This window comes from Nonomuraea angiospora (assembly GCF_014873145.1).
GTDB classification, from domain to species: Bacteria; Actinomycetota; Actinomycetes; order Streptosporangiales; family Streptosporangiaceae; genus Nonomuraea; species Nonomuraea angiospora.
On sequence record NZ_JADBEK010000001.1, the window covers coordinates 4,481,170 to 4,507,176 of the forward strand.

Annotated in this window: 23 protein-coding genes; 10 read left to right on the forward strand and 13 right to left on the reverse strand. The window is 70.8% G+C overall.

Going from position 1 to position 26,007, the window contains the following annotated elements; genetic code table 11:
- Positions 1-70: 70 nt before the first annotated feature.
- Positions 71-769, reverse strand: a complete 699-nt coding sequence (locus tag H4W80_RS20250) for a sulfite exporter TauE/SafE family protein (RefSeq protein WP_225963562.1) — start codon at positions 767-769, stop codon at positions 71-73.
- A 115-nt stretch (positions 770-884) separates the two neighbouring features.
- Between H4W80_RS20250 and H4W80_RS20255 the strand changes: the two genes are divergently transcribed.
- Positions 885-1,649, forward strand: coding sequence for a neutral zinc metallopeptidase (locus H4W80_RS20255; RefSeq protein WP_192786526.1), 765 nt, complete (start codon positions 885-887; stop codon positions 1,647-1,649).
- On the opposite strand, the gene H4W80_RS20260 is transcribed toward H4W80_RS20255, so the two are convergent.
- Positions 1,586-2,266, reverse strand: coding sequence for a TetR/AcrR family transcriptional regulator C-terminal domain-containing protein (locus H4W80_RS20260; protein ID WP_192786527.1), 681 nt, complete (start codon positions 2,264-2,266; stop codon positions 1,586-1,588). The genes H4W80_RS20255 and H4W80_RS20260 overlap by 64 nt on opposite strands.
- 70 nt (positions 2,267-2,336) lie before the next feature.
- On the opposite strand from H4W80_RS20260, the gene H4W80_RS20265 reads away from it, so the two are divergent.
- Complete coding sequence (locus tag H4W80_RS20265; protein ID WP_192786528.1) at positions 2,337-3,254, forward strand: ATP-binding cassette domain-containing protein; 918 nt, start codon at positions 2,337-2,339, stop codon at positions 3,252-3,254.
- A gap of 15 nt (positions 3,255-3,269) precedes the next feature.
- Positions 3,270-4,070, forward strand: a complete 801-nt coding sequence (locus H4W80_RS20270; RefSeq protein ID WP_192786529.1) for an ABC transporter permease — start codon at positions 3,270-3,272, stop codon at positions 4,068-4,070.
- Between the two features lie 164 nt (positions 4,071-4,234).
- Here H4W80_RS20270 and acnA read toward each other — a convergent pair whose 3' ends face one another.
- A complete protein-coding gene (acnA, locus tag H4W80_RS20275; RefSeq protein WP_192786530.1) occupies positions 4,235-6,964 on the reverse strand; it encodes an aconitate hydratase AcnA in 2,730 nt (909 codons plus the stop codon).
- A 147-nt stretch (positions 6,965-7,111) separates the two neighbouring features.
- A complete protein-coding gene (locus H4W80_RS20280; RefSeq protein ID WP_192786531.1) occupies positions 7,112-7,840 on the reverse strand; it encodes a metal-dependent hydrolase in 729 nt (242 codons plus the stop codon).
- A 350-nt stretch (positions 7,841-8,190) separates the two neighbouring features.
- On the opposite strand from H4W80_RS20280, the gene H4W80_RS20285 reads away from it, so the two are divergent.
- From H4W80_RS20285 to H4W80_RS20295, 3 genes are all read left to right on the forward strand, one after another.
- Complete coding sequence (locus tag H4W80_RS20285) at positions 8,191-8,919, forward strand: PadR family transcriptional regulator (protein ID WP_192786532.1); 729 nt, start codon at positions 8,191-8,193, stop codon at positions 8,917-8,919.
- Between the two features lie 32 nt (positions 8,920-8,951).
- On the forward strand, positions 8,952-9,506 hold the full coding sequence (locus H4W80_RS20290; RefSeq protein ID WP_192786533.1) for a DUF1707 SHOCT-like domain-containing protein: 555 nt from the start codon (positions 8,952-8,954) through the stop codon (positions 9,504-9,506).
- Between the two features lie 87 nt (positions 9,507-9,593).
- The gene (locus H4W80_RS20295; protein WP_192786534.1) at positions 9,594-10,274 is read left to right on the forward strand and encodes a DUF6879 family protein; all 681 of its coding nucleotides are present in this window, start codon (positions 9,594-9,596) and stop codon (positions 10,272-10,274) included.
- An 18-nt stretch (positions 10,275-10,292) separates the two neighbouring features.
- Here the strand turns inward: H4W80_RS20295 and H4W80_RS20300 are convergent, their stop codons facing one another.
- From H4W80_RS20300 to H4W80_RS20320, 5 genes are all read right to left on the reverse strand, one after another.
- Entirely contained in the window at positions 10,293-11,168 is an 876-nt protein-coding gene (locus H4W80_RS20300) for an ABC transporter ATP-binding protein (RefSeq protein ID WP_192786535.1), read from the reverse strand.
- A complete protein-coding gene (locus tag H4W80_RS20305) occupies positions 11,168-12,109 on the reverse strand; it encodes an ABC transporter ATP-binding protein (RefSeq protein WP_192786536.1) in 942 nt (313 codons plus the stop codon). Before H4W80_RS20305 ends, H4W80_RS20300 begins: the two co-directional genes overlap by 1 nt.
- Positions 12,106-12,990, reverse strand: a complete 885-nt coding sequence (locus H4W80_RS20310; RefSeq protein WP_192786537.1) for an ABC transporter permease — start codon at positions 12,988-12,990, stop codon at positions 12,106-12,108. Before H4W80_RS20310 ends, H4W80_RS20305 begins: the two co-directional genes overlap by 4 nt.
- Positions 12,987-13,982: an ABC transporter permease gene (locus H4W80_RS20315; RefSeq protein WP_192786538.1), complete on the reverse strand. Its 996-nt coding sequence runs from the start codon at positions 13,980-13,982 to the stop codon at positions 12,987-12,989. Before H4W80_RS20315 ends, H4W80_RS20310 begins: the two co-directional genes overlap by 4 nt.
- Before the next feature lie 64 nt (positions 13,983-14,046).
- A complete protein-coding gene (locus H4W80_RS20320; RefSeq protein ID WP_192786539.1) occupies positions 14,047-15,804 on the reverse strand; it encodes an ABC transporter substrate-binding protein in 1,758 nt (585 codons plus the stop codon).
- A gap of 345 nt (positions 15,805-16,149) precedes the next feature.
- Between H4W80_RS20320 and H4W80_RS20325 the strand changes: the two genes are divergently transcribed.
- The gene (locus H4W80_RS20325; RefSeq protein WP_192786540.1) at positions 16,150-17,055 is read left to right on the forward strand and encodes an LLM class flavin-dependent oxidoreductase; all 906 of its coding nucleotides are present in this window, start codon (positions 16,150-16,152) and stop codon (positions 17,053-17,055) included.
- A gap of 13 nt (positions 17,056-17,068) precedes the next feature.
- On the opposite strand, the gene H4W80_RS20330 is transcribed toward H4W80_RS20325, so the two are convergent.
- Genes H4W80_RS20330 through H4W80_RS20345 form a run of 4 tightly spaced genes read right to left on the reverse strand, consistent with a single transcriptional unit; the run spans position 17,069 to position 20,936 of the window.
- Entirely contained in the window at positions 17,069-17,668 is a 600-nt protein-coding gene (locus H4W80_RS20330; RefSeq protein WP_192786541.1) for a response regulator transcription factor, read from the reverse strand.
- On the reverse strand, positions 17,665-18,759 hold the full coding sequence (locus H4W80_RS63665) for a sensor histidine kinase (RefSeq protein ID WP_192786542.1): 1,095 nt from the start codon (positions 18,757-18,759) through the stop codon (positions 17,665-17,667). Before H4W80_RS63665 ends, H4W80_RS20330 begins: the two co-directional genes overlap by 4 nt.
- A complete protein-coding gene (locus H4W80_RS20340; RefSeq protein ID WP_192786543.1) occupies positions 18,756-19,874 on the reverse strand; it encodes a sensor histidine kinase in 1,119 nt (372 codons plus the stop codon). The genes H4W80_RS63665 and H4W80_RS20340 overlap by 4 nt, the downstream gene beginning before the upstream one ends.
- 51 nt (positions 19,875-19,925) lie before the next feature.
- Positions 19,926-20,936 carry a glycoside hydrolase family 18 protein gene (locus tag H4W80_RS20345; protein WP_192786544.1) on the reverse strand — a complete coding sequence of 337 codons (1,011 nt, stop codon included), beginning with the start codon at positions 20,934-20,936 and terminating at the stop codon, positions 19,926-19,928.
- A gap of 118 nt (positions 20,937-21,054) precedes the next feature.
- Here H4W80_RS20345 and H4W80_RS20350 point away from each other — a divergent pair, with 118 nt between their 5' ends.
- Genes H4W80_RS20350 through H4W80_RS20360 form a run of 3 tightly spaced genes read left to right on the forward strand, consistent with a single transcriptional unit; the run spans position 21,055 to position 25,959 of the window.
- A complete protein-coding gene (locus H4W80_RS20350; RefSeq protein ID WP_185077834.1) occupies positions 21,055-21,969 on the forward strand; it encodes an LLM class F420-dependent oxidoreductase in 915 nt (304 codons plus the stop codon).
- Between the two features lie 44 nt (positions 21,970-22,013).
- On the forward strand, positions 22,014-23,513 hold the full coding sequence (locus tag H4W80_RS20355) for a 3' terminal RNA ribose 2'-O-methyltransferase Hen1 (RefSeq protein ID WP_192786545.1): 1,500 nt from the start codon (positions 22,014-22,016) through the stop codon (positions 23,511-23,513).
- Positions 23,497-25,959 (forward strand): polynucleotide kinase-phosphatase, encoded by a 2,463-nt coding sequence (locus H4W80_RS20360; RefSeq protein ID WP_192786546.1) that lies wholly within the window; start codon positions 23,497-23,499, stop codon positions 25,957-25,959. Before H4W80_RS20355 ends, H4W80_RS20360 begins: the two co-directional genes overlap by 17 nt.
- Positions 25,960-26,007 lie beyond the last annotated feature (48 nt).

Genomic DNA, 26,007 nt, shown 5'->3' on the forward strand with positions numbered 1-26,007 from the left:
CTTTGGGCCGGGAGTTTGTTGTTTCGGGTAACAATCCAGAAACGTCAGCCGAATCTTCCTGTCTTCGGTCTCACGTGAGCTGTGCGATCACGTTCTGCGCGAGCAGCGCCACGGCGGAGGCGGCGGCCACCACGAGCACGGCCACCCGCACCTTGCCGCCGTCCAGATAGCGCCGCAGCGGCCCCGAGACCAGGAACCCGAGCACCATCGGCACGATCAGCACCGCCCCCGTCGTCAGCGCCCGGGCCGGGAGCTCGTCCACGACCGCGAGGATGACCAGCGACTGGGCGGCGCTCAGGAAGAAGAACATCGCCAGGGTCGCCCTGATCTGCGGCCCCTTGGCGTGCTGGTACACCAGGCCCATGGGCGGGCCGCCGATGCCGGTCGCCGTTCCGGTGATGCCGGAGACGAACCCGGCGGAGGCGAGCGTCACCCCGTTGCGCGGCACGCTCAGCGCCCTGGCCGTCAGCGCCACCGCGACGAGCACCATGACGGCGACGAAGACACCTCTGGCGTATGGCGAAACATAGACAACGATGACCGCGCCGATGACGCCCCCGGGCACCCTCCCCAGCACCGCGAACCCGAGCCCGCGCCAGTCCACCGTCCGCCATTCGGCGGCCAGCGTGAACAGCGGGAGCGTCACGTTGACGACCTGGATGGCGCCCGGCATGAGGTGGGGGTCGAGCATGGTGAGCACGGGAGCGGCGACCAGCCCGAGGCCGAACCCCACCCCGCCTTGGACGATCGCCCCGACAAAGACCGCCAAACCGCCAACAATTAGCACCAATGCCGCATCAGTCATGGGCGAGAGTCAATCACCTTTACTCTCCGTGGCCGTCGCCACTGCGGGAGTGGGCCCGCTGATCGTTAAGCTGCCCTCTGTGCAGTTCCTCCCGTTCAAGCGCGCTCTCGCCCTCGTCTCGATCCTCGCGGCCGTCTGCGTGCCCGCCCAGGTGGCCCACGCCGCCCCCGTCACGAACCCGTTCACGAAGAAGGCCGGGAAGCTGCGTGACACCGCCTGCCCCGAGACGGCGATCACGTACGGGGGGATTCCGCGGACCCGGCAGTACCTCGCAGCAGTCGTGAAATGTCTGGACAAGTCGTGGGCTGCGTACTTCGGGCGGGCCGGATGGGCGTTCGGCAAGCCCGTCGTGCGGTACTACGAGGACCCCGAGAGCACCGTGTGCGGCGTGCCCTGGCCCGAGCAGGCGGCGGCCTTCTACTGCATGGAGCGCGGGACCCTGGTGTTCCCCCTCACCGGCCGGTGGATCGAGAACAGGACCGATCTCTACCCGTTCAAGGTGGCCGCCCACGAGTACGGGCACCACCTGCAGAGCCGGCTCGGCGTCTGGCGGCAGTACAAGGCGAAGATCGGGACCGACCGCCAGGGCGAGCTGAAGCGGCGCTTCGAGCTGCAGGCCGACTGCCTGTCCGGGGTGTTCCTCGGCAGCGTGTGGGGGTCCCTGCGGCGCGGCGCGGACGACTGGGCGGCGCTGCTCGACGCCACCCGGGCCAGCGGCGACGAGGACGGCTACCGCAGCCACGGCAAGGGCGCCACCCGCGTCTACTGGCTCCAGCGCGGCTACCGCGCCGTCTCCCCCTCCGCCTGCGACACCTGGTCCGCGCCCGCCGCCAAGGTGTCCTGAGCCTCCAGGCGCAGCCCCATCCCGTCGAGGATCAGCCGCAGGCCGCCCTCGAACGACAGGTCGCCCTGCGGGTCGCCGACCTCCGCCAGGCCCGCCATCAGCCGCGGATAGGCCGCCTGGAACTCCTCCATGTCCGGCATGCCGCGCTCCTCGTCCGTACGCGTCCGGTCGGCCTGCTCCTCCAGCACGAAACCGGCCACGTACCCGCTCACCGTGAACAGCCCCCGCGCCGCGTCCCCGGCGCTGAACCCCGCCGCCTCCAGCCCCTCGATCGCCCGCTCCACGACGGCGAACAGCTCGGACGACGGCCGCGTGCCCGCCACCAGCCTGGCCCCGTCGCGATAGGAGTTGAGCAGCGCGCGGTCGGCGCGCGCGTAGCCGGCGATCCACTCCCGCCAGTTGGCCGGCTCGCTCAGCGCGGGGCGGGAGGTGTGCGCGGACATCATCGCCGCCGCCATCGCGTCCAGCAGTTCCTGCTTGTTCTTGAAGTGCCAGTAGAGGGCCGGGGCCTGCACGCCCAGCTCGCCGGCGAGCCGGCGCAGCGTCAGCCCGTCGAGCCCGGCCTCGTCGAGGAGCCGTAGCGCGGTCGCGACGATGGTGCCTTTTTCGAGTGCCACGGTTGACAGCTTAACAACGTTCAATGCATCCTTAACGCTGTTAGATTTAACAGCGTTAAGGAGGATCTTCATGATCCACGCGGAAGGCTTACGGAAGCGGTACGCGGCCACCGAGGCGCTCAAGGGCATCGACCTGGACGTCCCGGCCGGCACCGTCTGCGGCCTGCTGGGGCCCAACGGCGCGGGCAAGACCACGGCCGTACGCATCCTCGCCACGCTCCTGCGCCCCGACGCGGGCCGCGCCGAGGTCGCCGGGCTGGACGTCGTGCGCGACGCGGCCCGGCTGCGCTTCCGCATCGGCCTGGCCGGGCAGCACGCGGCGGTCGACGAGCTGCTGACCGGGCGGCGCAACCTGGAGCTGTTCGGGCGGCTCTACCACCTGAGCAGGGCCGAGGCGCGGCGCAGGGCGGTCGAGCTGCTGGAGCGGTTCGAGCTGGCCGAGGCGGCCCAGCGGCCGGTCAAGGAGTATTCGGGGGGCATGCGGCGCCGGCTCGACCTGGCGGCGAGCCTGATCGTGTCGCCGCCGGTGCTGTTCATGGACGAGCCGACCACCGGGCTCGACCCGCGCAGCCGGATGCAGCTCTGGGAGCTGCTGCTCGACCTGGTGAAGGAGGGCACGACGCTGCTGCTGACCACCCAGTACCTGGACGAGGCCGACCGGCTCGCGGACCAGATCGTGGTGCTGAGGGAGGGCGTGGTGGCCGCGGCGGGGTCACCCGCCGAGCTGAAGAGGCAGGTCGGCGGCGACCGGGTCCAGGTCGTCTTCCGGGAGCCGGGGGACGTGGCCGCGGGGCTGCGGCTGCTGCGCGGCGCCGGATCCCCCGAGATCGAGAGCGCCGAGGGGCGGCAGGTGACCGTTCCCGCGGCCGACGGAGCGCAGTCGCTCGTCCGCATCGCCGGCGCGCTGGACGCGGCCGGCATCCCCGTGGAGGACCTGGCGCTGCGGCGGCCGACCCTCGACGAGGTCTTCCTCCACCTGACGGCCTGAGAAGGAGCCGGAGCGATGTACGAGACGCTGCGCTGGACCCTGAACGACTCCCTCACCATCGCGGGCCGCACCTATTCGCGGCTGAAGGCCCAGCCGGGCGAGATCGCGGGATTCCTGGTGTTCCCCGTGATCATGACCGTGCTGTTCGGCTACGTCTTCGGCAGCGCGATCACCCTGCCGGGCGGCGGCGACTACCGCGACTACCTCATGCCCGGCATCTTCATGCAGGTCATGGCCATGACGGCCACCTCTGCCGCCACCACCGTGGCCGAGGACATGGCCCGCGGGATCACCGACAGGTTCCGCGCCCAGCCCATCGCCCGCAGCGCCGTGCTGGTCGGGCGGAGCGTGGCCGCCCTGTCGCTGCACCTGCTGTCGCTGTCCGCCATGGTGCTGACCGGAGTGCTGCTGGCCGGGTGGCGGGCGCACGGGAGCCTGGGGGCGACGGCGGGGGCGTTCGGGCTGCTGGCGCTGTTCGGGTTCGCGATGATCTGGATGGGCACGTACATCGGCCTGTGGGCCAAGAGCGGCGGGCAGGCGGACGCGGCCACGTTCGGCTGGCTGATGCCGATGACGTTCCTGGCCAACACGTTCGTCCCCACCGAGGGGCTGCCGGCCTGGCTCAAGCCCGTCACCGACTGGAACCCCATGAGCGCCGTCGCGGCCGCCACCCGCGGCCTGTTCGGCAACCCCACGTCGGTCTCCTCGGCCTGGCCGCTCCAGCACCCGGTGGCCGCGAGCCTGATCTGGTCGCTGGCGATCCTCGCGGTCTTCCTGCCGCTGTCCGTCCACCGCTACCGGACGATGTCCCGATGACGAAGAGCCGCCCGGCGGGGGTTGTCCCGCCGGGCGGCTCTTCTTTGTGTCGGGTGGTTCCCCCGATACGGGCGCGTGAGGATCACGCCCCACCCCCGGCTTCAACGAGCGGCCAAGGGATCCCGGCCCCCGCGCGGCTCATGACCGCGCGCGAGCCCGGGAAGTCACTTCGCGAGCAACGAGCGAAGAACGTACTGCATGATCCCGCCGTGCCGGTAGTAGTCGGCCTCGCCCGGCGTGTCGATGCGCACCACCGCGTCGAACTCCACCTCGCCGGCCCTGACGTGCACGGTGCTCGGGATGCCGCCGGAGTTGAGCTCCTCGACACCCGTGATGTCGAAGGTCTCCTCGCCGGTCAGCCCGAGCGACTGCGCCGAGGCACCCTCGGGGAACTGCAGCGGGAGCACGCCCATGCCGATCAGGTTGGAGCGGTGGATGCGCTCGTACGACTCGGCGATGACCGCGCGCACGCCCAGCAGCGCCGTGCCCTTGGCCGCCCAGTCGCGCGAGGAGCCGGAGCCATATTCCTTGCCCGCCAGCACCACCAGCGGCGTCTCGGCCGCGGCGTAGTTGACCGAGGCGTCGTAGATGAACGACACCGGCCCGTCGGGCTGGGTGAAGTCGCGGGTGTAGCCGCCCTCGGTGCCCGGCGCGATCTGGTTGCGCAGGCGGATGTTGGCGAACGTGCCCCGGATCATCACCTCGTGGTTGCCGCGCCGCGAGCCGTAGGAGTTGAAGTCCTTCACCTCGACCCCGTTGGCCTGCAGGTATTGCGCGGCCGGGGTGCCGGCCTTGATGGAGCCGGCCGGCGAGATGTGGTCGGTGGTGACCGAGTCGCCGACCTTGACCAGCACGCGGGCGCCGGCGATGTCGGTGACGGGCTCCGGCTTGGACGGCATGCCGTCGAAGTAGGGGGCCTTGCGGACGTAGGTCGAGGACGGGTCCCACTCGAACGTGTCGCCGGTCGGGATCGGCAGCGAGCGCCAGTGGTCGTCGCCCTTGAACACGTCGGCGTAGTCGCGCTCGAACATGTCGCGGCCGATGGAGGAGTTGACCACCGCGGAGATCTCCTCCGGCGACGGCCAGATGTCCCTCAGGTAGACCGGCTCGCCGTCGTTGCCGAGGCCCAGCGGCTCGGTGTCGAGGTCGACGTCCATGGTCCCGGCCAGCGCGTACGCCACCACGAGCGGCGGCGAGGCCAGGTAGTTCATCTTGACGTCGGGGTTGATGCGGCCCTCGAAGTTGCGGTTGCCCGACAGCACGGCCGTGACCGCGAGGTCGTTGGCCTGCACGGCCTCGGAGATCTCCGGCGGCAGCGGGCCCGAGTTGCCGATGCAGGTGGTGCAGCCGTAGCCGACGAGGTTGAAGCCGATCTTGTCGAGGTACGGCTGGAGCCCCGAGCGCTCGAAGTAGCCGGTGACGACCTGCGAGCCAGGGGCCAGCGAGGTCTTGACCCACGGCTTGCGGGTCAGGCCCTTCTCGACGGCGTTGCGGGCCAGCAGCGCCGCGCCGAGCATGACGTACGGGTTGGAGGTGTTGGTGCACGAGGTGATCGCGGCGATCGAGACGATGCCGTGGTCGATCTCGAACGAGGTGCCGTCGGCCAGCGTGACCGCCACCGGCTTGTGCGGCCGGCCGCCGTTGGCGCGGGCGTTGGAGGCGGGCGCGTCGGAGGCCGGGAAGGTCTCCTCACCCTCCTCGTCGAGGTCGTCGCTCACGTAGTTCTGGACGTCGTGGCGCCAGGTGGCCTTGGCGGCCGACAGCGCGATGCGGTCCTGCGGGCGCTTGGGGCCGGCGATGGACGGCACGACGGTGCCGAGGTCGAGCTCGATGTACTCGGAGAAGACCGGCTCGGGCGCGGACGGGTCGAGCCAGAGGCCCTGGGTCTTGGCGTACGCCTCGACGAGCGCGATCTGCTCCTCGGAGCGGCCGGTCAGGCGCAGGTAGTCGACGGTCTGGCCGTCGATCGGGAAGATCGCGCAGGTGGAGCCGAACTCGGGGCTCATGTTGCCGATCGTGGCCCGGTCGGCCAGCGGCACGGAGGAGACGCCCTCGCCGTAGAACTCCACGAACTTGCCGACGACGCCGTGCTTGCGCAGGATCTCGGTGATCGTGAGCACCAGGTCGGTGGCGGTGGCCCCGGCGGGCAGCTTGCCGTTGAGCTTGAAGCCGACCACGCGCGGGATGAGCATGGAGATCGGCTGGCCGAGCATCGCGGCCTCGGCCTCGATGCCGCCGACGCCCCAGCCCAGGACGCCGATGCCGTTCTCCATGGTGGTGTGGGAGTCGGTGCCGACGCAGGTGTCGGGGTAGGCCTTGCCGTCGCGGATCATCACCACGCGGGCCAGGTGCTCGATGTTGACCTGGTGGACGATGCCGGTGCCGGGCGGGACGACCTTGAACTCGTCGAAGGCGGTCTGGCCCCAGCGCAGGAACTGGTAGCGCTCGCGGTTGCGCTCGTACTCGCGCTCGACGTTGCGCTGGAAGGCGTCGGGGTGGCCGAAGTAGTCGACGATGACCGAGTGGTCGATGACCATCTCGGCCGGCGCGAGCGGGTTGATGCGGGCCGGGTCGCCACCGAGGTCACGCACGGCCTCGCGCATGGTGGCCAGGTCGACCACGCAGGGGACGCCGGTGAAGTCCTGCATGATGACGCGCGCGGGCGTGAACTGGATCTCCACGCTCGGCGCCGCCTTCGGGTCCCAGCCGCCCAGCGCCCGAATGTGGTCGGCGGTGATGTTCGCGCCGTCCTCGGTGCGGAGGAGGTTTTCCAGCAGGATCTTCAGGCTGTACGGGAGGCGTGCGGCGCCCTCGACGGCATCCAGCCGGAAAATCTCGTATGACGCGTCGCCGACGCGTAGCGTGTCACGGCTGCCGAAGCTGTTCGCGGACACGGTGATTCGCCTCCTCCATCAGACATTTTCTCAGACCAAATCCTGCCGCACTCTGCGCACGACCAGCACGTTAGGTGACCCTAACTGGCGAGCTCCGCGGCGGATGTCTCGACGTCAAGATATCCCGAATTTTATCTCGACATCAAGTTAAGTGGGTGCCAGCCGCCAGAACAGCAGGCCGACGATGGCCACCGACAGGATCGGCGCGAGGATCTTCTGCTCGAACTTCTTGCCGGTCTTGATGCCGATCTTCCACGGGAGCACGAACTTGACCCCCAGCGGCCACAGCACTGGACAGCCCCGTTCGGTCATGCAGTCGCCGACCACATGGATGAGGCACCCGATCGCCACCGCGAGCCCCAGCCAGGCGTATCCCACCCCGAGCGAGAGGAAGACCGCGTACAGTCCGGCGGTCAGCCCGATGTTGATCATCGCGGAACCCGCCTTGTTACCCGGGATCCCGACGCCGATCGCCCGCAGGGCCAGTCCGATGAGCAGCACGACCATGATGTCGCGCCCGATGGGATAGGTGTTGGCCAGCCAGTGGGCCCCGAATCCGAGCGCCACCGCGAAGGCCAGCGAGTGGGTCGCCCCGCGATGGCCGCCGCTGACCCAGCACACGGCCTTGCTGATCGCCCACGTGATCGGACCGAACGTCTGCGCGATCGTCGCGCTCGGATGGTCGAGGTCGGGCAGCATCGCGGCGCCCGCGCAGATGAGGGCGCCGGCGATCAGCTCCGCCGGACTGAGGGCGGTGGCCATGATTCCCGTCTCGACGAACCGGGACGACTCGTTCAGCAACGGAAGTGCGGCGAGGGGCGGCGCCAGCCCCAGCCAGGCGATGGCCCCGGTCATCGCATGCGTGTGCCCCATCATGATCCGGACTGTACGGCAAAGAGTCCCTTTACGCGCCAGGACCCGCCCTGGCAGGCATTCACGATGGTCCGCGACGGGCGACTTGGCGAAAACATTGCCTACGCCGCCCCGGATCTTCCGGGAAAAAGCCCCGCAAACGCAGACGAGGCCGTCTCCGCGGCGACAGCACCCCCCAGCCCTGCCGACGCGGAACGACCTCGTCTGCTCTAGATAACGAGGCTTTCCTCAATCCTGTTCCCGGATTCCGCAACTTTTTCGTGATCTGGCTCACTCCCGCAGCCGCCTTGCGAACGACATACTATCGATATATCGTTGACGCATCGAGAACAGATCACGATATAGGGGGAGAAATGGATTCAGCACAGGCAGCAGGCGGACACTGGCCCGGCGCGCACGAGTACCGGCAGGCGGCCCGCGAGGCCAAGCAGGCCGCCCGCGAGGCGTTCAGGGCCGTCTCCGAGGCCTTCGACGAGATGGGCGGTCGCCGCCACCATCACGAGCACCGCCAGCGCGGCAGGCGCGGCGGTCCCGGGCCGTTCCCGTTCGACTGGGGGCGCGGCCCCTGGGGCGGGCCCGGCGGGCCGTGGGGCGGCCAGCGGGGCTGGGGCGGCCGGGGCCGCAAGGCCAAGCGGGGCGACGTACGCGCCGCGATCCTGGCCCTGCTCTTGGAGGAGCCGCGCAACGGCTACCAGATCATCCAGGAGATCGCCGAGCGCAGCGAGGGCGGCTGGAAGCCCAGCCCGGGCGCCGTCTACCCGGCGTTGCAGCAACTCACCGACGAGGGCCTGGTGATCTCGGAGGAGAGCGAGGGCCGCAAGACCTTCCGCCTCACCGAGGCGGGGCGCAACTACATCGAGTCGCACGCGGACGAGGTCCGGGCCCCGTGGGACGAGATGCGCCCCGACATCGACGACAACACCGCCGATCTCTGGCACATCGCCCGGCAGTCGGCCTTCGCCATGATGCAGGTTTTGCAGACCGGGAGTGACGCACAAATCCGAGAAGCGCGTAAGACTCTTATAGAGACCCGGCGCAAGCTCTACCAGATCCTGGCGGACGACGAACCGGGCGAGGAGTGAGCGCGAGCTTCCGGAAGGATTCGGGATCAGGTATGGACTCGCACGACCTTCGCATCGGCGACGCCGAGCGTGAGCAGACGATGGCCGTCCTGCGCGAGCACTTCGCGCAGGGCCGCCTGACCCACGAGGAGCTCGACGAGCGACTCGACCAGACGCTGGCCTCGAAGACGGCCCGTGACCTGGCCAAGGTAACGGCCGACCTGCCGGGGCCGCAGCCCGCGCCCGGCTACCGCGAGCCCGCACCCCACTACGACGCTCCCCCTTACGGCCCCCACTACGGCATGGACGGCTGGCGGGAGGCCATGTCGGCGCACCGCCGGCAGATGCAGTCCATGCACCAGGCCCACCATGACATGCGCCACTCCATGCACCAGGCCCGCCGGGAGATGCGCCGTCAGTGGCGCGAGCAGGGCAAGCACCCCTGGCGGCACCATCGCGGGCCGCACCCGTTCGTGGGCGTGCTGTTCGTGTTCCTGCTGCTGGGGCTGATCTTCGGCGGGTTCGGGATCTTCAAGGTGCTCTTCGTGGTGTGGCTGGGAGCCATGGTGTTCAGCCTCATCCACCGGCGTTTCCACCACCGGCGCTGACGGTCCGCCCAGATCGTTTTGGGCCTTGACCCTGTCAGGGGCTCATTTCATGATCAGGGCGGATCTTCAGAGTCGAAGGGACGCCGCATGACCCAGCAGGGCGCTCCGGCCCGCCGCACGAACCCGTTCGCCGCCGTCGCCCGAGCCGACGGCCCCGCCCTGGACGTGCCGGAGTACCAAGCCGGTTTCGACCGCGACCACGCGATCTGCCCCGAGCCGATGTGGAAGCTGGAGCGGGCCCAGCACTTCTACGAGCCCGACGTGGCGAGCTGGCGGGCCATGATGGACGGCGACTGGGAGCGCTCGCTGGCCCTGACCGAGCGCATGGCGGCGACCGTGGCCGACTATTTCCGGCACCGCGTCCCGGTCAGGCGGGTGCGGGTCGTCGAGTTCCCGATCACCCCGTACCTGCAGTGGGAGATGCACGTGCTGGCCCTGCGCGCCAGGGCCGGCTCCCCGTGCCGGGTGGTGCCGGCCGAGCGGGTGGCGGGCCTCGACCCGATGCCGGAGCTGGTGATCTTCTCTCCGTCCCTGATGTACGAGGTGCTGTACGACCGGTACGGCGGGGGCATGGGCGGGCGGCGGATCACCGATCCCGCGATCGTGGGGCCGTGCCTGCGGACGGTCCAGCAGCTGTTCGCCGAAGGGGAGAACGTGCTCGACTTCCACGAGCGGGAGATCGTGCCCCTGCCTCCGCCGCAGGTCACCGACGAGATGCGGGCCGCGCTGCCGGCCTACGCGCACCGCACCGAGGAGTTCCGGGTCTGACCGCCCCCTTCTCTCCGCTCAGCAGGACGGGAGCCGGGCGCACGCCACGAGATGGCCGGGCTCGGCCTCCAGCAGCGCTCCCGTGCCGCCGCGCTCGTGGTACAGGCAGGTTTCCACGGGCGTGGCGTCATCCCAGGCCTGGTGCAGGCGCGGCACGGCCGACAGCAGCTCGCGGGTGTACGGGTGCAGCGGATCCCCGAAGACCTTGTCCGTCGGCCCCGTCTCGACCACGCTCCCCCGGCGCAGCACCACCGTGCGCTCGGCCAGGTAGTTGCCGAGCGAGAGGTCGTGCGTGATGTAGAGCACGCCGAGGCCCCGGGTCTTCAGCTCGGCGAGCAGGTTGAGCACGTCGATGCGGGTGGAGGCGTCCAGCATGCTGGTGATCTCGTCGGCCACCAGCAGCTTGATGTCCAGCAGCAGCGCGCGGGCGATGAGCAGGCGCTGGAGCTGGCCGCCACTGAGCTGGTGCGGATACTTGCCGAGCACCTGGTCGGGGTTGAGCCGCACGTCGCGCAGGCACGCCGCGACCCGTCCTGCCCACTCGGCCGCCGGGACGGACGGGTAGTACGCCTCCTTGACCAGGTCGAACACCCGGTCGGCCTTGAACACCGGGTTGAACGAGCTGAACGGGTCCTGGAAGATGCCCTGGATGTGGCGGTAGTACTCCTTGCCGCCGCGCACGGGCCGCCCGTCGAAGGTGATCGTGCCGCTGGTGACCGGGTTCAGGCCGAGGATCATCCGGCCGATCGTGCTCTTGCCGCTGCCGCTCTCCCCGATCAGGGAGACGACCTCGCCGGGCACGACCTCGAAGCTCACGTTCCGCACGGCCGCGACGCTCTTGCCGCCGAACGCGCCGATCCTGAATTCCTTGGTGACGTCGTCGAGTTTCAGCATCAGGCCTTCCAGCAGGCGACGTGGTGGCCGGGGGCGAGCTCGGCCACGGGCGGTTCCTCGGCGCACTCGTCCCCCGCGATCGGGCAGCGGTCGCGGAAGCGGCAGCCGGCGGGCGGGTCCAGCAGCGACGGCGGGCTGCCGGCGATGCCCTCCAGCCGGCGCTCGGCGTAGCGGACGCCGACCTCGGGCAGGGCGTCGAGGAGCAGTTTCGTGTACGGGTGGCGGGGCGCCTTGACGATCACGTCGGCGGGCGCCTTCTCGGCGAGCCTGCCCGCGTACATGACCATGATCGTGTCGGCGATGTGGTGGGTGAGCGCGAGGTCGTGGGTGACGAAGATCATGCTCTTGACGTAGCCGCTCTCGCGGAAGCCGAGCAGCGCGCGGGCGACGGCCTTCTGGGTGGAGACGTCGAGCGCGGAGGTGACCTCGTCGGCGATCAGCAGGGACGGGTCGAGCAGCGTGGAGATGACCATCACCATGCGCTGCTTCATGCCGCCGGACAGCTCGATCGGGTAGCGGTCGAGCACCTCGCGGGGCAGGCCGACCTGGTCCATCCGGCGTTCCAGCTCGGCGGCGTCCAGGTCCGCGCCCCTCGACCTGAGCAGCTCGCCGACCATCTTGCGGATCTTGCGGGTGGGGTTGAGCGCGCTCATGGCGTACTGCGGGATGAGGGAGACCTCCTTGAAGCGGAAGTCGTTCATCCGGCGGTCGTCGGCGATGGGCAGCTCCCGGCCGTCGAGCACGACCCGGCCGCCGGCGTGGCGCATGCGGCCGTCCATGCGGATGAGGCTCTTGCCCAGCGTGCTCTTGCCGCAGCCGGACTCGCCGACCAGGCCGAGGATCTCGCCGTCCGACAGCACGAAGGACATGCCGTCGAGGGCGCGCACCTCGCCCCTGAGCGTGCGGTAGTACACCCTCAGCTCGCTGACCTGCAGGCTCATGTCTCCCTCAGTTTCGGGTTGAAGACCTCGTCGAGGCCGACGTTGGCCACGTACAGGGCGCCCACGATGGCGGTGATGGCCGCGCCCGGCGGCACGAACCACCACCACATGCCGAGCTGGAGCGCGCTCCACTGGTTGGCGTTCTGCAGCATCAGGCCGAGCGAGACCCCCTCGGTCGGGCCGAGGCCGATGAAGTCGAGCGAGGAGGCGATGAGGATCGAGCCGCCGAACAGCAGGATGAACGTCATGAACAGATAGGAGCTCATGTTCGGCGCGATCTCCCTGGTGATGATCTTCCAGGTGCTCGCGCCGCTCATCCTGGCCAGGTCCACGAACTCCCTCGTACGCAGCGAGAACGTCTGCGCCCTGATCGCCCGCGCCGCCCACGGCCACTGCGTCAGGCCGATGAACAGGCCCTGCACGGCCACGCTCCTGATCCCCAGGTAGGCGTTGATGATCAGCAGGACGGCCAGGGTCGGGATGACGAGGATGACGTTGGTCAGCATGTTGAGCACCTCGTCGACGATGCCGCCGCGGTAGCCGGCCACGAATCCGACGAGCATGCCGATGGCCGCGGCGATGCCGCCGCCGACCACGCCCACGGCGAAGGTGCTGCGCAGGCCGTGCACGAACTGGAGGAAGATGTCCTGGCCGAACGTCGTAGTGCCGAGCCAGTGCCCGGCCGAGGGCGGGCTCATGGGCTGGGGGCCGTACTCGTTGGGCGTGCCGCTGGTGAGCACCGGCCCGATCAGGCCGAGCAGGAGCAGCACCAGCACGAGGCCGAAGCCGAACATCAGCTTGCCGTTGCGCACCGCGAAGTAGAGCGCCTCGCGCCGGACCCCGGCCCGCTCGTGCGGGGCGACTTCCTGGAGTGCCGTCATGCCTGCGCACCCGCCATTCCCGCCCTGGTACGCGGATCGACCACGACGTAGACGATGTCGATGATGAAATTGGCGATCAGCACGCCGAGCACGATGAACAGGAACGTGCCCTGGAGCAGGAAGAAGTCCTTGTTCTTGATGGCGTTGAGAATCAGGCTGCCCAGGCCCGGGTAGGCGAAGACGATCTCGGTGACCAGGGCTCCGGCCACGATCACGCCGAGTTGCAGGGCCAGGCCGGTGATCTGGGGCAGGACGGCGTTGCGGAAGGCGTACCTCCGGATGAGCCTGGCCGGGGCGCCGAGCGCGGCCAGGTAGTTGGAGTAGTCGGACTCCAGCTCATAGATGATCATGTTGCGCATGCCGATGGCCCAGCCGCCCAGCGCCACCAGGAACAGCGACAGGAACGGCAGCGTCCAGTGGTGCAGCAGGTCGAGCAGGAACGCCCACGACCAGTTGGGCCGCATCGAGAAGCTGTAGCCGCCGGCCACCGGGAACAGGCCGGCGATCACGCCGAACGCCCAGGCCAGGAGCACGGCCAGCCACATGTACGGCATCGCGGTCAGGACGTACCCGACCGGGAGCACGGTGTTGTCGAGCAGCTTGCGCCGGGCCGCGTACGCGCCGAACCGGTTGCCCACCACCCAGCTCAGCAGCACCGACGGGACGATCAGCGCCAGCGTGTACGGCACCGCGGTCGTGATCACGGAGCTGACGGGGGAAGGGAACAGCCAGATGCTGATCCCGAAGTCGCCCCTGAACAGCGCGGCCCAGAAGTTGAGGTACTGCGTGATCAGCGGCTGGTCGAAGCCGAAGAGGTTGCTGTAGTAGACCCGCATCGCCTCCGCGGCGGCGGGCTGGGTGACGTTGGCCCTGGCCACCATGCTCGCCACCGGGTCGCCGGGCATGAAACGCGGGATCAGCCAGTTGACGGTGACAGCGACGAAGAAGGTCAGCCCGTATATGAGCAGTTTTCTGCCGAAATATCGACGCACGTGATGCTTTCTCCGTGAGAGCCGTGAAAGTCCCCCGCTCCTGCGGGAGCGGGGGACGATGGGGTCAGGAGCCGGACGGCTGGAGCTGCGTGAGGGTTTCGAAACCGCCGAGTTCGAGCCAGTTGTGCCACATCACGGCCGGGGTCTTGGGTGCGCTGCCCGCCGCGGCCGGCCAGTTCTTCCAGACCTGGTTGCTCGACTGCGCCCAGAGGCCGTTGTACCAGAGCGGGATCACCGGCAGGTCGTCCAGGTGGATCTGCTGGAGCTGGGAGATGATCTTCTTCATGCCCTCGGCGTCGTCGGTCTTGACCTGGTCGAGCTGCTTGGTCAGGTCCCAGGCCCGCTTGTTCTCGTAGCGGGCGAAGTTGACGGTGTTCTGCTGCTTCTGGACCGGGAGCTGGAAGAGGTACTCGTAGTAGGTGTACGGCGAGTTGGACAGCTGCCGCTCGTTGTTGATCAGCAGGTCGAAGTCGCCCTTGGCGCGCTTCTCCACCAGGGCGTTGAAGTCGGGGAAGTCCGGGGTGACCTGGATCCCGGCGGTCTTGGCGCTGGCGGCGATGGACCTGGCCGACTCCATCCAGTCCGTCCAGCCGGACGGGACGATGATGGACAGGCTGATCTTGGAGCCGTCCTTGTTCTCCACGTACCCGTCGCCGTCGGTGTCCTTGTAACCGGCGTCGGCCAGCGTCTTCTTCGCCTTGGCCGCGTCGAAGGCGAACCCCGATCTGGCCACCACGCCCTGGTCGACGTACTGCTCCCACTGCGGCAGCAGGCCGGTCGGGCTGGCGGCCTTGACGAGGTTGCCGTACACGCCTTCGACGATCTTCTTGACGTCGATCGAGGAGGCGAGCGCCTTGCGGAAGGCGGGGTCGTCCATCGGCTTCTTGGTGGTGTTGGGCACCAGCCACGCGGTGTTGGCCGACAGCATGTACGGCGGCTCGCTGTAGTAGGTCGTCAGGCCGAAGTTGCCCTTCACCAGGTTGGCCACGCCGGGCAGGAAGTTGTTGCTCAGGTCCATGCCCTTCTGCAGCAGCAGCCCCATCGCGACCTCGTTGCTCGGGGTGGCGATGTCGACGATGTAGCGCGGCTTGGGCTCCATGTTGAGCGCGGCCTTGCCCCACCAGTCGTCGCGCCGCCGCAGCACGACGCGGTCCTGGTCCTTGGCCATGAACGTGTACGCGCCCGTGCCCACCGGGTTCTCGTTGATCCCGTCGAGCACCTCGTTCTCCGAGCGGCCCTTCCAGATGTGCTCGGGGACGATCGACCGGCTGTACAGGTTGAAGTCCCACTGCTGGTAGTTGGCCGTGGAGAAGGTGAACTTGACCGTCTGGTCGTCGACCGCCTCGACGCTCTTCAGCCAGGTCCACAGGTTGTGGTACGGGATCGTCTCCATCTTGCCGAGCTCGAAGGAGAACGCCACGTCCTTGGCCGTCAACGGCTGCCCGTCGGCCCATTTGACGCCCTGGCGGAGCTTGACCTGGTACGTCTTGTCGTCGGCCCACGAGCCGCTCTCGGCCAGCCAGGGGGTCAGCTTGCCGGCGGTCGCGTCATAGTGGAACAGCGTCTCGTACACCAGGCCCTTGGTGCCCGTGGCGTGGTCCCATTCCCTGATGGGGTTGAAGTTGACGGGCGGCCCCCACTGGGTGCCGGTCGTGTAGAGCGTCTCGTTGCGCGGCAGCGAGTCGGGGTTGGCGCTGCCCGCCGCGCCCTGGCTCTGCGGCTGGGAGGCCGGTGGGGTCGGCGTGGCTCCGCCGCCGGTGCAGGCCGCGGCGAGCAGGCCCGCCGCCGCGAGCGGAATCATGATCCGAGCCCGGTTTCGCATCGCTTCTCTCCTTCCTCCGCGCGGGGCGCGAAGGTTCGCACGTCTTCCATCGACCCCCGATGGGCCGGCTTGCTCTCGAACGGGCGGCGGGGGCTCCCACCTGGGAGCGCTCCCAGGAAGGACGCGGAACGCGCTCCCGCCCTGGAGACCGGTGAGCGATCAATTGGGAGTAGTCGCAGGCCGCAGGAGCCTGCTGAACCGGATAAGTACCGCGAACGTAAGTTCACGATGTCCGTGCCGTCAATACCCGTGACGCTTTCGAGACGCGTCCTGCAAACGCTCTCATCGGTCCGATCCGGCACTCCCGTTGACCTCGACCGCGATTGAGGTTGCACTGTGGGACGCATGGAGAGCTTCACGATCGGCGTCATCCTGCCGGGGATCGCCGTGCAGCGGCGCGACGGCCTCGACCTGCCGGCCGCCGCCCGGCACGCCGAGGACGCCGGGCTGGACGGCGTCTGGCACGGCGACCACCTGGCCATCGGCGGGCCGACGCTGGACGGGCCCATCGCCCTGGCCGCCGCGGCGGCGGGCACCCGGAGGATCAAGGTCGGGATGAGCGTGTTCGTCCCCGCCATCCGGCCTCTCGCGTGGGCCGCCAAGCAGATCGCGACCCTGCAGCACGTCACCGGCGACCGCCTCGTCCTGGGAGTGGGCTCGGGCGGCGGTCCCGGGCAGTGGGCCGCGGCGGGCGCGCCCTACCGCTCGCGCGGGCGGCGTACCGACACGGCCCTGGAGCTGCTGCCCCGGCTGCTGGCGGGCGAGGAGACCCGGCTGCGGGACGAGCCCGGCGAGCCGCCCGTGCGGCTGTCGCCCGCCGCCACGATGCCGCCGGTGTGGGTCGGCAACGCGTCCGGCGCGGCGATCCGGCGGGCGGCGCTGCTCGGCGACGGGTGGTTCCCGTCCCTGGTCCCGCCCCGGGAGGTGGCCGAGGGCCGGGCCCGGCTCGCGGAGCTGGCCGCGGGCCGGGGCCGCCCCGCACCGGTCGTCGCGATCGGCGGCACGGCGGCCCTGGGGACCGGTGACGGCGTCCCGTCACGAGAGGAGATCGCGGCGGGCGTCGCCGCCGCCTACGGCCGCCCCTTGGAGGAGGTCCTGCCGATCCCGCTCACCGGCCCGCCGGAGCAGGCCGCCGAGGCGCTCGCCGCCTACCGTGACGCCGGGGCGGGCCACGCGGTCATCGGCGTGGCGGGCGGCGACTGGCGCACCCAGGTGGACCTGCTGGCGAAGGTGCGCGACCTGCTGCGGTGAGGCCTTCGCCCGTTCAGAGCCAGCCCATGCGCTGGGCCGTGCGGATGGCCTCCAGCCGGTTCTGGGCGTTGAGCTTGGTCATCGCGCTCGACAGGTAGTTGCGTACGGTGCCCTCGGTCAGGTGCAGCTCGGCCGCGATCCGCGAGATCGTGGCCCCGTCGCCGGCCAGCCGCAGCGCGTCGCGCTCGCGCTCGGTCAGCGGGCTGTCGCCGGCGGCCATCGCGGCGGCGGCCAGCTCGGCGTCGAGGTAGCGGCCGCCCGCCTGGACCTTCCTGATCGCCATGGCCAGCTCCTCCGCCGAGGCGTCCTTGCCGAGGAAGCCGCTCACCCCCGCCGCCATGGCCCTGCGCAGGTAGCCGGGGCGGCCCAGGCTCGTCAGGATGACGATCTTGCACTGCGCGCTGATCTGCTCGGCCGCGCTGAGGCCGTCCATGCCGGGCATCTCGATGTCGAGCACGGCCACGTCGGGCCGGTGCTCGGCCACGGCGGCCACCACCTCGTCGCCCCTGCCCACCTGGGCGACGACCTCGATGCCCTCCTCCAGGTCCAGCAGGGCCGCGATGGCGCCCCGGATCAGGTGCTCGTCGTCCGCCAGCAACACCCTGGTCGTCATGCCGGCACCGCCGCCCGCAGCAGGTAGCCGCCCTCGTGCGTCGGCGCGGCCTCCAGGGTGCCGCCGGCCGCGCGTACGCGCTGGGCCAGCCCCGCCAGGCCGTTCGGCGCGTGCGCGCCCGCCGGTCCGCTCACCCCGTCGTTGGACATCTCCAGCACTCCATCCTCGATCGTGATCGTGCAGCGTTCGGCCGTGCTGTGCTTGAGCACGTTGGTGGCGCCCTCGCGCACGACCGTGGCCAGCAGCGTGCGGGTCTCCGGCGACAGCGAGCCCGTCTCGGCGCGCACGGTGCATCGTACGTCCGCCGCCTCCAGCACGGCCCGCACGCTGGCGAGCAGCTCGTCCAGGTCGACGGCCCGGTAGCCCTGCACGACGGAGCGCACCTCGCGCAGCGAGCGCCGGGCCAGGTCGCGCACCGCGAACATCTCCTCGGCCGCCGCCGCCGGGTCGGCGGGCAGCGTGCGCGACGCGCCCTCGGTGCGGGCGGCGATGTCGGTCAGGCTCTGCCCGAGCAGGGCGTTGAGGTCGCGGGCGAAGCGCAGGCGCTCCTCCGAGACCGCCAGCCTGGCCTGCGCCTCCTGCCCTTCGTAGGCCTCCTTGGCCACCCGCCAGAGCCACAGGTTGGTCAGCACGCCGCCCACGCCCATGCCGGTGAACACCGACTGCACCAGGAGTGTGCCCCAGATGGGCGCGCCCAGCAGCCCCACGTAGAGGTTGAAGAGCACGACGGACAGGACCGACAGGATCACGACGGTGCGCCTGCGGACGAAGGGCCCCAGCATGCCCAGCCACGTCGGGATGGCCCACATGAGCCCGTTGACGGCCATGACCAGGGTGATCACGCCGGTCACCGAGAGGATCGCGGTGGGCCGCCTGCCGCCCCTCATGGCCACCCGGTGCGGCCGGGTCGCCAGCACGTTGAAGATCAGCAGCAGGACGACGCCGGTCAGGACCACCGGCCACGGCACCCCGAAGTCCTGCCACCGGACGTAGAGGTCGTAGTAGCCGAAGAGGGTGAGCAGATTGACGAGGTCGATCGAGTAGACGATCACCCAGCGGATCTTGTCCAGCTTCGTCGCACGGCGGATCACGCGGGCACCGCCGCTCGCAGCAGGAACTCGCCCGCCGGGGTCGGCCGGGCGGAGAAGGAGCCGCCCGCCGTGGCCAGCCGCTCCGACAGGCCCCGCAGGCCACTGCCGGAGGCGGAGGGGCGCCCGGCCACGCCGTCGTTGACCATTTCGAGCACGCCGCCGTCGATCGTGATCGCGCAGCGGGTGGCCGCGCTGTGCTTGAGCACGTTGGTGGTGCCCTCGCGGACCGCCCAGGCCAGCAGCGTCCTGGCGGCCGGTGACAGCCCGTCGGTCCTGGCGTCGATCAGGCAGCGCGCGCCGGCCGCCTCCAACGCCACCCGCGCGCCGGCCAGCTCCTCGTCGAGGTCGAGCGCCTGGTATCCGTGCACCGCCTGCTGGACCTCGGCCAGCGACTCGCCGGCCAGGCGGTGGACCTGGGCCATCTCGGCGGACGCCCGCCCGGCGTCCTTGGTCGCCAGCTTGGCGGCCAGCTCGCTCTTCAGCGTGATCACCGACAGGCTGTGCCCGAGCAGGTCGTGCAGGTCACGGGCGAAGCGCAGCCGCTCCTCCGACACCGCCAGCCGGGCCTTGGCCTCCTTGCCGTCGTGGGCGTCCCTGATCGTCCACCAGATCCAGCGCCAGACCAGCATGGCCGCCGTCAGCAGGACGGCGCTGATCGTCTCGGGGAGGAGCACCCCGAGCCACGGCTGGCCGGTCACGGCTATGACATAGCCGCTGACCAGGGCGACCACGGCCACGCCGAGACAGAGGGTCACGGCCAGGGGCAGGTAGAGGGCGGCGATCGACAGCCACAGGATGCCGATCTCCAGCCAGCTGGGCACGCCCTCCAACGGCTGGCGCGGCACCAGCGACACCGCGACCGCCGCGGACAGCCCCGCGGCCACCAGCTTCGGCGTGGGCCGCGGCCTGGCTTCGTAGGCGTCCCTGAGCAGGGAGGGGAAGAGGCTGAAGCACCCCACCAGGCAGACGAGGACGGCCGCGGCGTTGAGCGTGGAGATCCGGCCGGCCACCAGGTAGACGACGGTGATCGCCACGAACATGACGCCCAGGAGCATGATCGCGGCGTCCATCCAGTAGAGCAGGATCTTTCGCGCCGTCTCCGGACGCGCCGCCATCACGCCATCCCCCTGCCGCTGGAAACCTCGCCCGTCGCGGAAATCCTATAGTCAGGGAGAGGTCTGCCAAAGAATCCGTGACACGTCCGGCTTGGGGGCGACTCCGCGCAGCGACAGCCAGGCCAGGCCGTGGCGGGCGGCGTAGGCGGCCAGGGTCCGGGCGTCGACCTCGTTCAGGTCGCCCTCGCCCGCCAGCACCGGGGTGAGCGCGATGTGCGGCCAGGCCTCCTCCGGGTCGTCCAGGCCCTGGGCCTGCGCGATCTGGTCCCTGGCCGCCAGCACGGCCTCGGCCACCCGGCGCAGGCGGCCGTCCGGGGCGCCGCGCGGCTCGATGTCGGCCAGCAGGTTGACGGTGCCGATCTCGGCGCCCGCCCGGCGGGTGGCCCGCAGCATCGCCACGTCGCCGGAGCCCAGCCCGTCCGGCTTCAGCGGCAGCGTGAAACTGACCTGGAGCGGCCGCTCGCGCTGCATGGCGTAGATGGCCCGCGCCCTGCGCAGCACGGCGGCGTCGTCCTCGCTGTCGCTGACCTCGAAGTCGATGGCGTCGGCGTCGAACGCCCCGACCACCCTGCGGTAGGCGGCCGCGAGCCCGCCCGGCCTGGTGCAGGTGTCGGCCAGCTCCTGCCCCTCCGGGCCGCCGAACACGGGCGCGGCGTCGCCGCCCAGCGCCCTGAGCCGGCCGATCCGGTTGGCCACGGGGTTCTTGCCCGGATCGAGCGGGTCGGACTGGGACGGGCCGTTCCACTTGGGCGCGCAGCCGTCGTCGCCCGCGACGAGGTGGCCGAGCGCGTACCGGCGCACCCCGGTGCGCCGGGTCTCCTTGGGCAGGTCGAACTCGGGCTCGCGAGCGGTGTCGACGAACTCCACGAACGCCGCCTGCGGCTCTGTCGCCACCGGTGGCGAGACGGCAGGGGTGTGCCTCACCACCGGCGGCTTCGGCGCGAGCGTGGCGCCCGCGGGAAGCAGGCGCACGATCGCCCCGGTGGCGCCGGTGAGCGCGAGAGCCGCGAGGATCGCGAGCGGGCGCGGGAGCGTGCCCGGCTCCCTCTTGTGCCGCGGCATAGGCCACCCCACGTGGTCATTCGGCTACGTACCGGCGCTGACTCGAACGGTAGCAAGCGCGCGGGCCGCCGCGCGGTCCTTTTCCGGCACGCGTCCGTTGTGTGCGGATAATGTCGTCATGAAGCTGCGGATCTTCACCGAGCCCCAGCAGGGCGCGACATATGACGACCTGCTCACCGTCGCCCAGGCCACCGAGCGACTGGGTTTTGATGCTTTCTTCCGTTCCGACCATTACATGCGCATCGGCCCCGGCGACCCGGGTGTCGGCTCGACCGACGCGTGGATCACGCTGGCCGGCCTGGCCAGGGAGACCTCGAGGATCCGGCTGGGCACCCTGGTGACGCCGGCCACGTTCCGGCTGCCCGGGCCGCTGGCGATCAGCGTCGCGCAGATCGACCAGATGAGCGGCGGCCGGGTCGAGCTGGGCTTCGGCACGGGCTGGTTCGACACCGAGCACGCGGCGTACGGCATCCCGTTCCCGCCGCAGAACGAGCGGTTCGGGCGGTTCGAGGAGCAGCTCGAGATCATCACGGGGTTGTGGACCGCGGAGAAGAGCTTCTCGTTCGAGGGCAGCTACTACCGGGTGGCCGACTCGCCCGCGCTGCCCAAGCCGGTCCAGCGGCCCAGGCCGCCGATCATCATCGGCGGGTTCGGCGCCAAGCGCACGCCGAGGCTGGCGGCCACCTACGCCGACGAGTACAACCTCCCGTTCCACACCCTGGCCGACACCGAGCAGGCGTTCGCGCGGGTGCGGGCGGCCTGCGAGACGACCGGGCGCAGCCTGACGTACTCGGTGGCGCAGACCACCGTCGTGGGCGCGGATCGGGCGGAGGTCGAGCGGCGCGCGGCCGCCATCGGCGAGAACCCCGAGACCCTGCCCGCGGGCGGCCTGTGCGGCACCCCGGCCGAGATCGTGGAGAAGATCGGCAAGTTCGCCGAGCTGGGCGCCGAGACGGTCTACCTCCAGATCATGGACCTGAACGACCTCGAGCACCTGGAGCTGATCGCCGCGGAGGTGCTCCCGCACGTGTAAGTAATCATTGGCGGCGCTTCGTGGCGGTACGGCAGACTTGGGGCGTGCTGCTGACGATCACGACCACCGCGAGGCCGGCCACCGACCTGGGCTTCCTCCTGCACAAGCATCCCGGACGGGTGCAGGAGTTCGGCCGGTCGTTCGGCACGGCCACGGTGTTCTACCCCGAGGCGGAGGAGGAGCGCTGCACGGCGGCGCTCCTGCTCGAGGTCGATCCGATCGCGCTGGTCAGGTCGCGCGGCAAGAGCTCGCCCGACTTCAGCCTGTCGCAGTACGTCAACGACCGCCCCTACGCGGCCTCCTCGCTGCTGGCCGTGGCGCTGGCCGACGTGTTCCGCACGGCGCGGGCGGGCCGGTGCGCGGCCAGGCCCGAGCTGGCGGGCACGCCGCTGCCGCTGGAGCTGCGGCTGCCCGCGCTGCCCTGCCGGGGCGGCCCCGAGCTGGCCACCAGGCTCTTCGAGCCGCTCGGGTGGGAGGTGGACGCGCAGGCCGTGCCGCTCGACGAGGGCTTCCCCGAGTGGGGTGATTCGCGCTACGTCCGGCTCACCCTGCGGGGCACGGCGCGACTCGCCGACGCGCTCAACCACCTGTACGTGCTGCTGCCCGTGCTCGACGACGGCAAGCACTACTGGATCGCGCCCGACGAGGTCGACAAGCTGATCAGGGCGGGCGAGGGCTGGCTGTCCGGCCACCCGGAGCGCGGCCTGATCACCCGGCGCTACCTGGGGCGGCGCTGGGCACTGGCCCGCACCGCGCTGGCGCGCCTGGCCGAGCTGGGCGACGAGACCGAGGAGCAGCTGGAGCCCGCGGTCGAGGAGGACGCGCCCGCCGGGGAGAGCGCCGCCGACGAGGCGGCCGCCGCAGAGGCCGCGGCCCAGGGCGACGCTCCCCAGGAGGAGGCCGCCCAGGAGGAGGCCACTCAGGAGGCGCCCAAGGCGAAGCCGCTGAACCTGCGGCGGCGCGAGGCGGTGCTGGCCAAGCTGGAGGAGCTCGGCGCGGTCAGCGTGATCGACCTGGGCTGCGGCCAGGGCGAGCTGGTCGGCGCGCTGCTGGCCAGGCCCAGGTTCGCCAGGGTCGGCGGCATGGACGTCTCGTCGATGGCGCTCACCATCGCCGCCCGCAAGCTGCGCCTGGACCGCATGCCCGACAGCAGGCGTGCCAGGCTCACCCTGTTCCAGGGCGCGCTCACGTACACCGACAAGCGGCTGTCCGGCTACGACGCCGCGGTGCTCATGGAGGTGATCGAGCACGTCGACCCGCCGCGCCTGGCCGCGCTCGAACGCGTCGTGTTCGGCCGCGCCAGGCCACAGCACGTGCTCGTCACCACCCCCAACATCGAGCACAACGTCCGCTACGAGTTCCTGACCGGCCTGCGCCACCCCGACCACCGCTTCGAGTGGACCCGCGCCGAGTTCGCCGCCTGGGCCACCAGGGTCGCCGGCGAGTACGGCTACCAGGTCGCGTTCGAGCCGGTCGGCGACGACGACCCCGAGGTCGGCCCGCCGACCCAGATGGGAGTGTTCACCCGTGATCAGCGTTCCTGAGCTCTCGCTGGTGGTGCTCGTCGGCGTCTCGGGCAGCGGCAAGTCGACGTTCGCCAGGAAGCACTTCAAGCCCACGCAGGTCATCTCCTCCGACTTCTGCCGCGGCCTGGTCTCCGACGACGAGAACGACCAGTCGGCCACGCCCGCCGCGTTCGACCTGCTGCATCACATCGTCGGCGTGCGGCTGGCCAGGGGCCTGTTCACCGTGGTCGACGCCACCAACGTCCAGTACGCGGCCCGCAGGAGCCTCCTCGACCTGGCCAAGAAGCACGACGTGCTGTGCGACGCGATCGTGCTCGACGCGCCCGAGGAGGTGGCCATCGAGCGCAACGCCGCCCGGCCCGACCGCGACTTCGGCCCCGGCGTGGTGATCCGCCAGCGCAAGGAGCTGCGGCGCTCGCTGAGCAGGATCTCCAACGACGGGTTCCGGCGGGTCCACGTGCTGCGCGGCCTCGACGAGATCGACGGCGCGGAGATCACGTACGAGAGGGCCTGGTCCGACAGGACCGAGCTGACCGGCCCCTTCGACATCATCGGCGACGTCCACGGCTGCCGCTCCGAGCTGGAGACGCTGCTGCGCCGGCTCGGCTGGGAGGGGCTCACGCACCCGGAGGGCCGCACGGCCGTGTTCGTCGGCGACCTGGTCGACCGCGGGCCCGACACCCCCGGCGTGCTGCGCCTGGTGATGGACATGGTCGAGGCCGGCACCGCGATCTGCGTGGCCGGCAACCACGAGCAGAAGCTGGTGCGCGCGCTCAACGGCCGCAAGGTCACGGTCGCGCACGGCCTGCGCGAGTCGCTCGACCAGCTCGCGGCGCAGGAGCCGGAGTTCGTGGAGCGGGCCAGGACGTTCATGGACGGCCTGCTCAGCCACTACCGCCTCGACGGCGGCCGGCTCGTGGTCGCGCACGCGGGCCTGAAGGAGGCCTACCACGGCCGCGCCTCGGGCCGGGTGCGCGCGTTCGCCCTGTACGGCGACACGACCGGCGAGACCGACGAGTACGGCCTGCCCGTCCGCTACCCGTGGGCCGACGAATACCGCGGCCGGGCGATGGTCGTCTACGGCCACACCCCCACGGTCCGCCCCGAGTGGGTGAACAACACGATCTGCCTCGACACCGGCTGCGTCTTCGGCGGCCACCTGACCGCGCTGCGCTACCCGGAGCGGCAGATCGTCCAGGTCGCGGCCGAGAAGGTGTGGTACGAGCCGGCCAAGCCCCTCGGCGCCGGCTCGGCCCGCGATCCCGGCATGCTGGACATCAACGACGTGACCGGCACCCGGCACGTCGAGACCAGGTTCGGCACCAGGGTCAAGGTCCTGGAGGAGAACGCGGCCGCGGCCCTGGAGGTCATGAGCCGGTTCGCGGTGGACCCGCGCTGGCTGGTCTACCTGCCGCCCACCATGGCGCCGCCGGAGACGTCCCGGCTGGACGGCTACCTGGAGCACCCGCACGAGGCGTTCGAGGAGTTCGCCGCCGCCGGGGTGCGCGAGGTCGTGTGCGAGGAGAAGCACATGGGCTCGCGGGCCGTCGCCGTGCTGGCCAGGACGCCGGAGGTGGCAGCGGCCACGTTCGGCGTGACGGACGGCGGCACGGGCGCCGTCTACACGCGCACCGGGCGGCCGTTCTTCGACGACACGGCGCCGCTGGTGGCGCGGCTGCGCGAGGCGTGCGAGCCGCTCTGGGCGGAGCTGCGCTCCGACTGGGTGGTGCTCGACTGCGAGCTGCTGCCCTGGTCGGCGAAGGCCGGTGAGCTGATCCGGTCGCAGTACGCCTCCGTCGGCGCGGCCGCCCGCGCCGCGCTGCCCGAGGCGGTCGCGGCTTTGGAAGCGGCGGCCGGGCGGGGAATGGACGTGGGCGGACTGCTGACCCGCACCCGGCGCCGCTCCCACAACGCTGCCCTGTTCCGCGACGCTTATGCACGCTACTGCTGGCCGGTCGACGGTCTGGAGGGCATCCGGCTGGCGCCGTTCCAGATCCTCGCCTGCGAGGGGCGGGCCACGGCGCTGGAGCCGCACGCCTGGCACCTGTCCACGCTGGCGCTGCTCGACTCGCCGCTGATCGCCCCCACCCGGCACGTCTTCGTCACCCTCGACTCGCCCGGGTCGAGGGCCTCGGCGACCGAGTGGTGGGAGTCCCTGACGGCGGCGGGCGGAGAGGGCATGGTGGTCAAGCCCGCCGCGTACGCCCCCGGCCGGGTGCAGCCCGGCGTGAAGGTGCGCGGGCGCGAATACCTGCGCATCATCTACGGCCCCGACTACACCGAGTCGCTCGACGTGCTGCGCCGGCGCTTCCTGGGCAAGAAGCGCTCGATGGCGCTGCGCGAGTACGCGCTGGGGCTGGAGGCGCTGTCGCGGCTGGCGGAGGGCGAGGCGGCCTGGCGGGTGCACGAGCCGGTCTTCGCGGTGCTGGCCCTGGAGTCGGAGCCGGTGGACCCCCGGCTCTGACTAACGCCATGACCTGCGGGTAGGTCCCCCCACCACGGGGAAGGACCT

Bases quoted from the DNA above. Each gene is read 5' to 3' on its own strand.
- H4W80_RS20265 (WP_192786528.1), top strand. From the start codon at position 2,337: ATGATCCACGCGGAAGGCTTACGGAAGCGGTACGCGGCCACCGAGGCG.
- H4W80_RS20270 (WP_192786529.1), top strand. From the start codon at position 3,270: ATGTACGAGACGCTGCGCTGGACCCTGAACGACTCCCTCACCATCGCG.
- H4W80_RS20280 (WP_192786531.1), bottom strand. From the start codon at position 7,840: ATGATGGGGCACACGCATGCGATGACCGGGGCCATCGCCTGGCTGGGG.
- H4W80_RS20285 (WP_192786532.1), top strand. From the start codon at position 8,191: ATGGATTCAGCACAGGCAGCAGGCGGACACTGGCCCGGCGCGCACGAG.
- H4W80_RS20290 (WP_192786533.1), top strand. From the start codon at position 8,952: ATGGACTCGCACGACCTTCGCATCGGCGACGCCGAGCGTGAGCAGACG.
- H4W80_RS20295 (WP_192786534.1), top strand. From the start codon at position 9,594: ATGACCCAGCAGGGCGCTCCGGCCCGCCGCACGAACCCGTTCGCCGCC.
- H4W80_RS20300 (WP_192786535.1), bottom strand. From the start codon at position 11,168: ATGCTGAAACTCGACGACGTCACCAAGGAATTCAGGATCGGCGCGTTC.
- H4W80_RS20305 (WP_192786536.1), bottom strand. From the start codon at position 12,109: ATGAGCCTGCAGGTCAGCGAGCTGAGGGTGTACTACCGCACGCTCAGG.
- H4W80_RS20310 (WP_192786537.1), bottom strand. From the start codon at position 12,990: ATGACGGCACTCCAGGAAGTCGCCCCGCACGAGCGGGCCGGGGTCCGG.
- H4W80_RS20320 (WP_192786539.1), bottom strand. From the start codon at position 15,804: ATGCGAAACCGGGCTCGGATCATGATTCCGCTCGCGGCGGCGGGCCTG.
- H4W80_RS20325 (WP_192786540.1), top strand. From the start codon at position 16,150: ATGGAGAGCTTCACGATCGGCGTCATCCTGCCGGGGATCGCCGTGCAG.
- H4W80_RS20330 (WP_192786541.1), bottom strand. From the start codon at position 17,668: ATGACGACCAGGGTGTTGCTGGCGGACGACGAGCACCTGATCCGGGGC.
- H4W80_RS20340 (WP_192786543.1), bottom strand. From the start codon at position 19,874: ATGGCGGCGCGTCCGGAGACGGCGCGAAAGATCCTGCTCTACTGGATG.
- H4W80_RS20345 (WP_192786544.1), bottom strand. From the start codon at position 20,936: ATGCCGCGGCACAAGAGGGAGCCGGGCACGCTCCCGCGCCCGCTCGCG.
- H4W80_RS20350 (WP_185077834.1), top strand. From the start codon at position 21,055: ATGAAGCTGCGGATCTTCACCGAGCCCCAGCAGGGCGCGACATATGAC.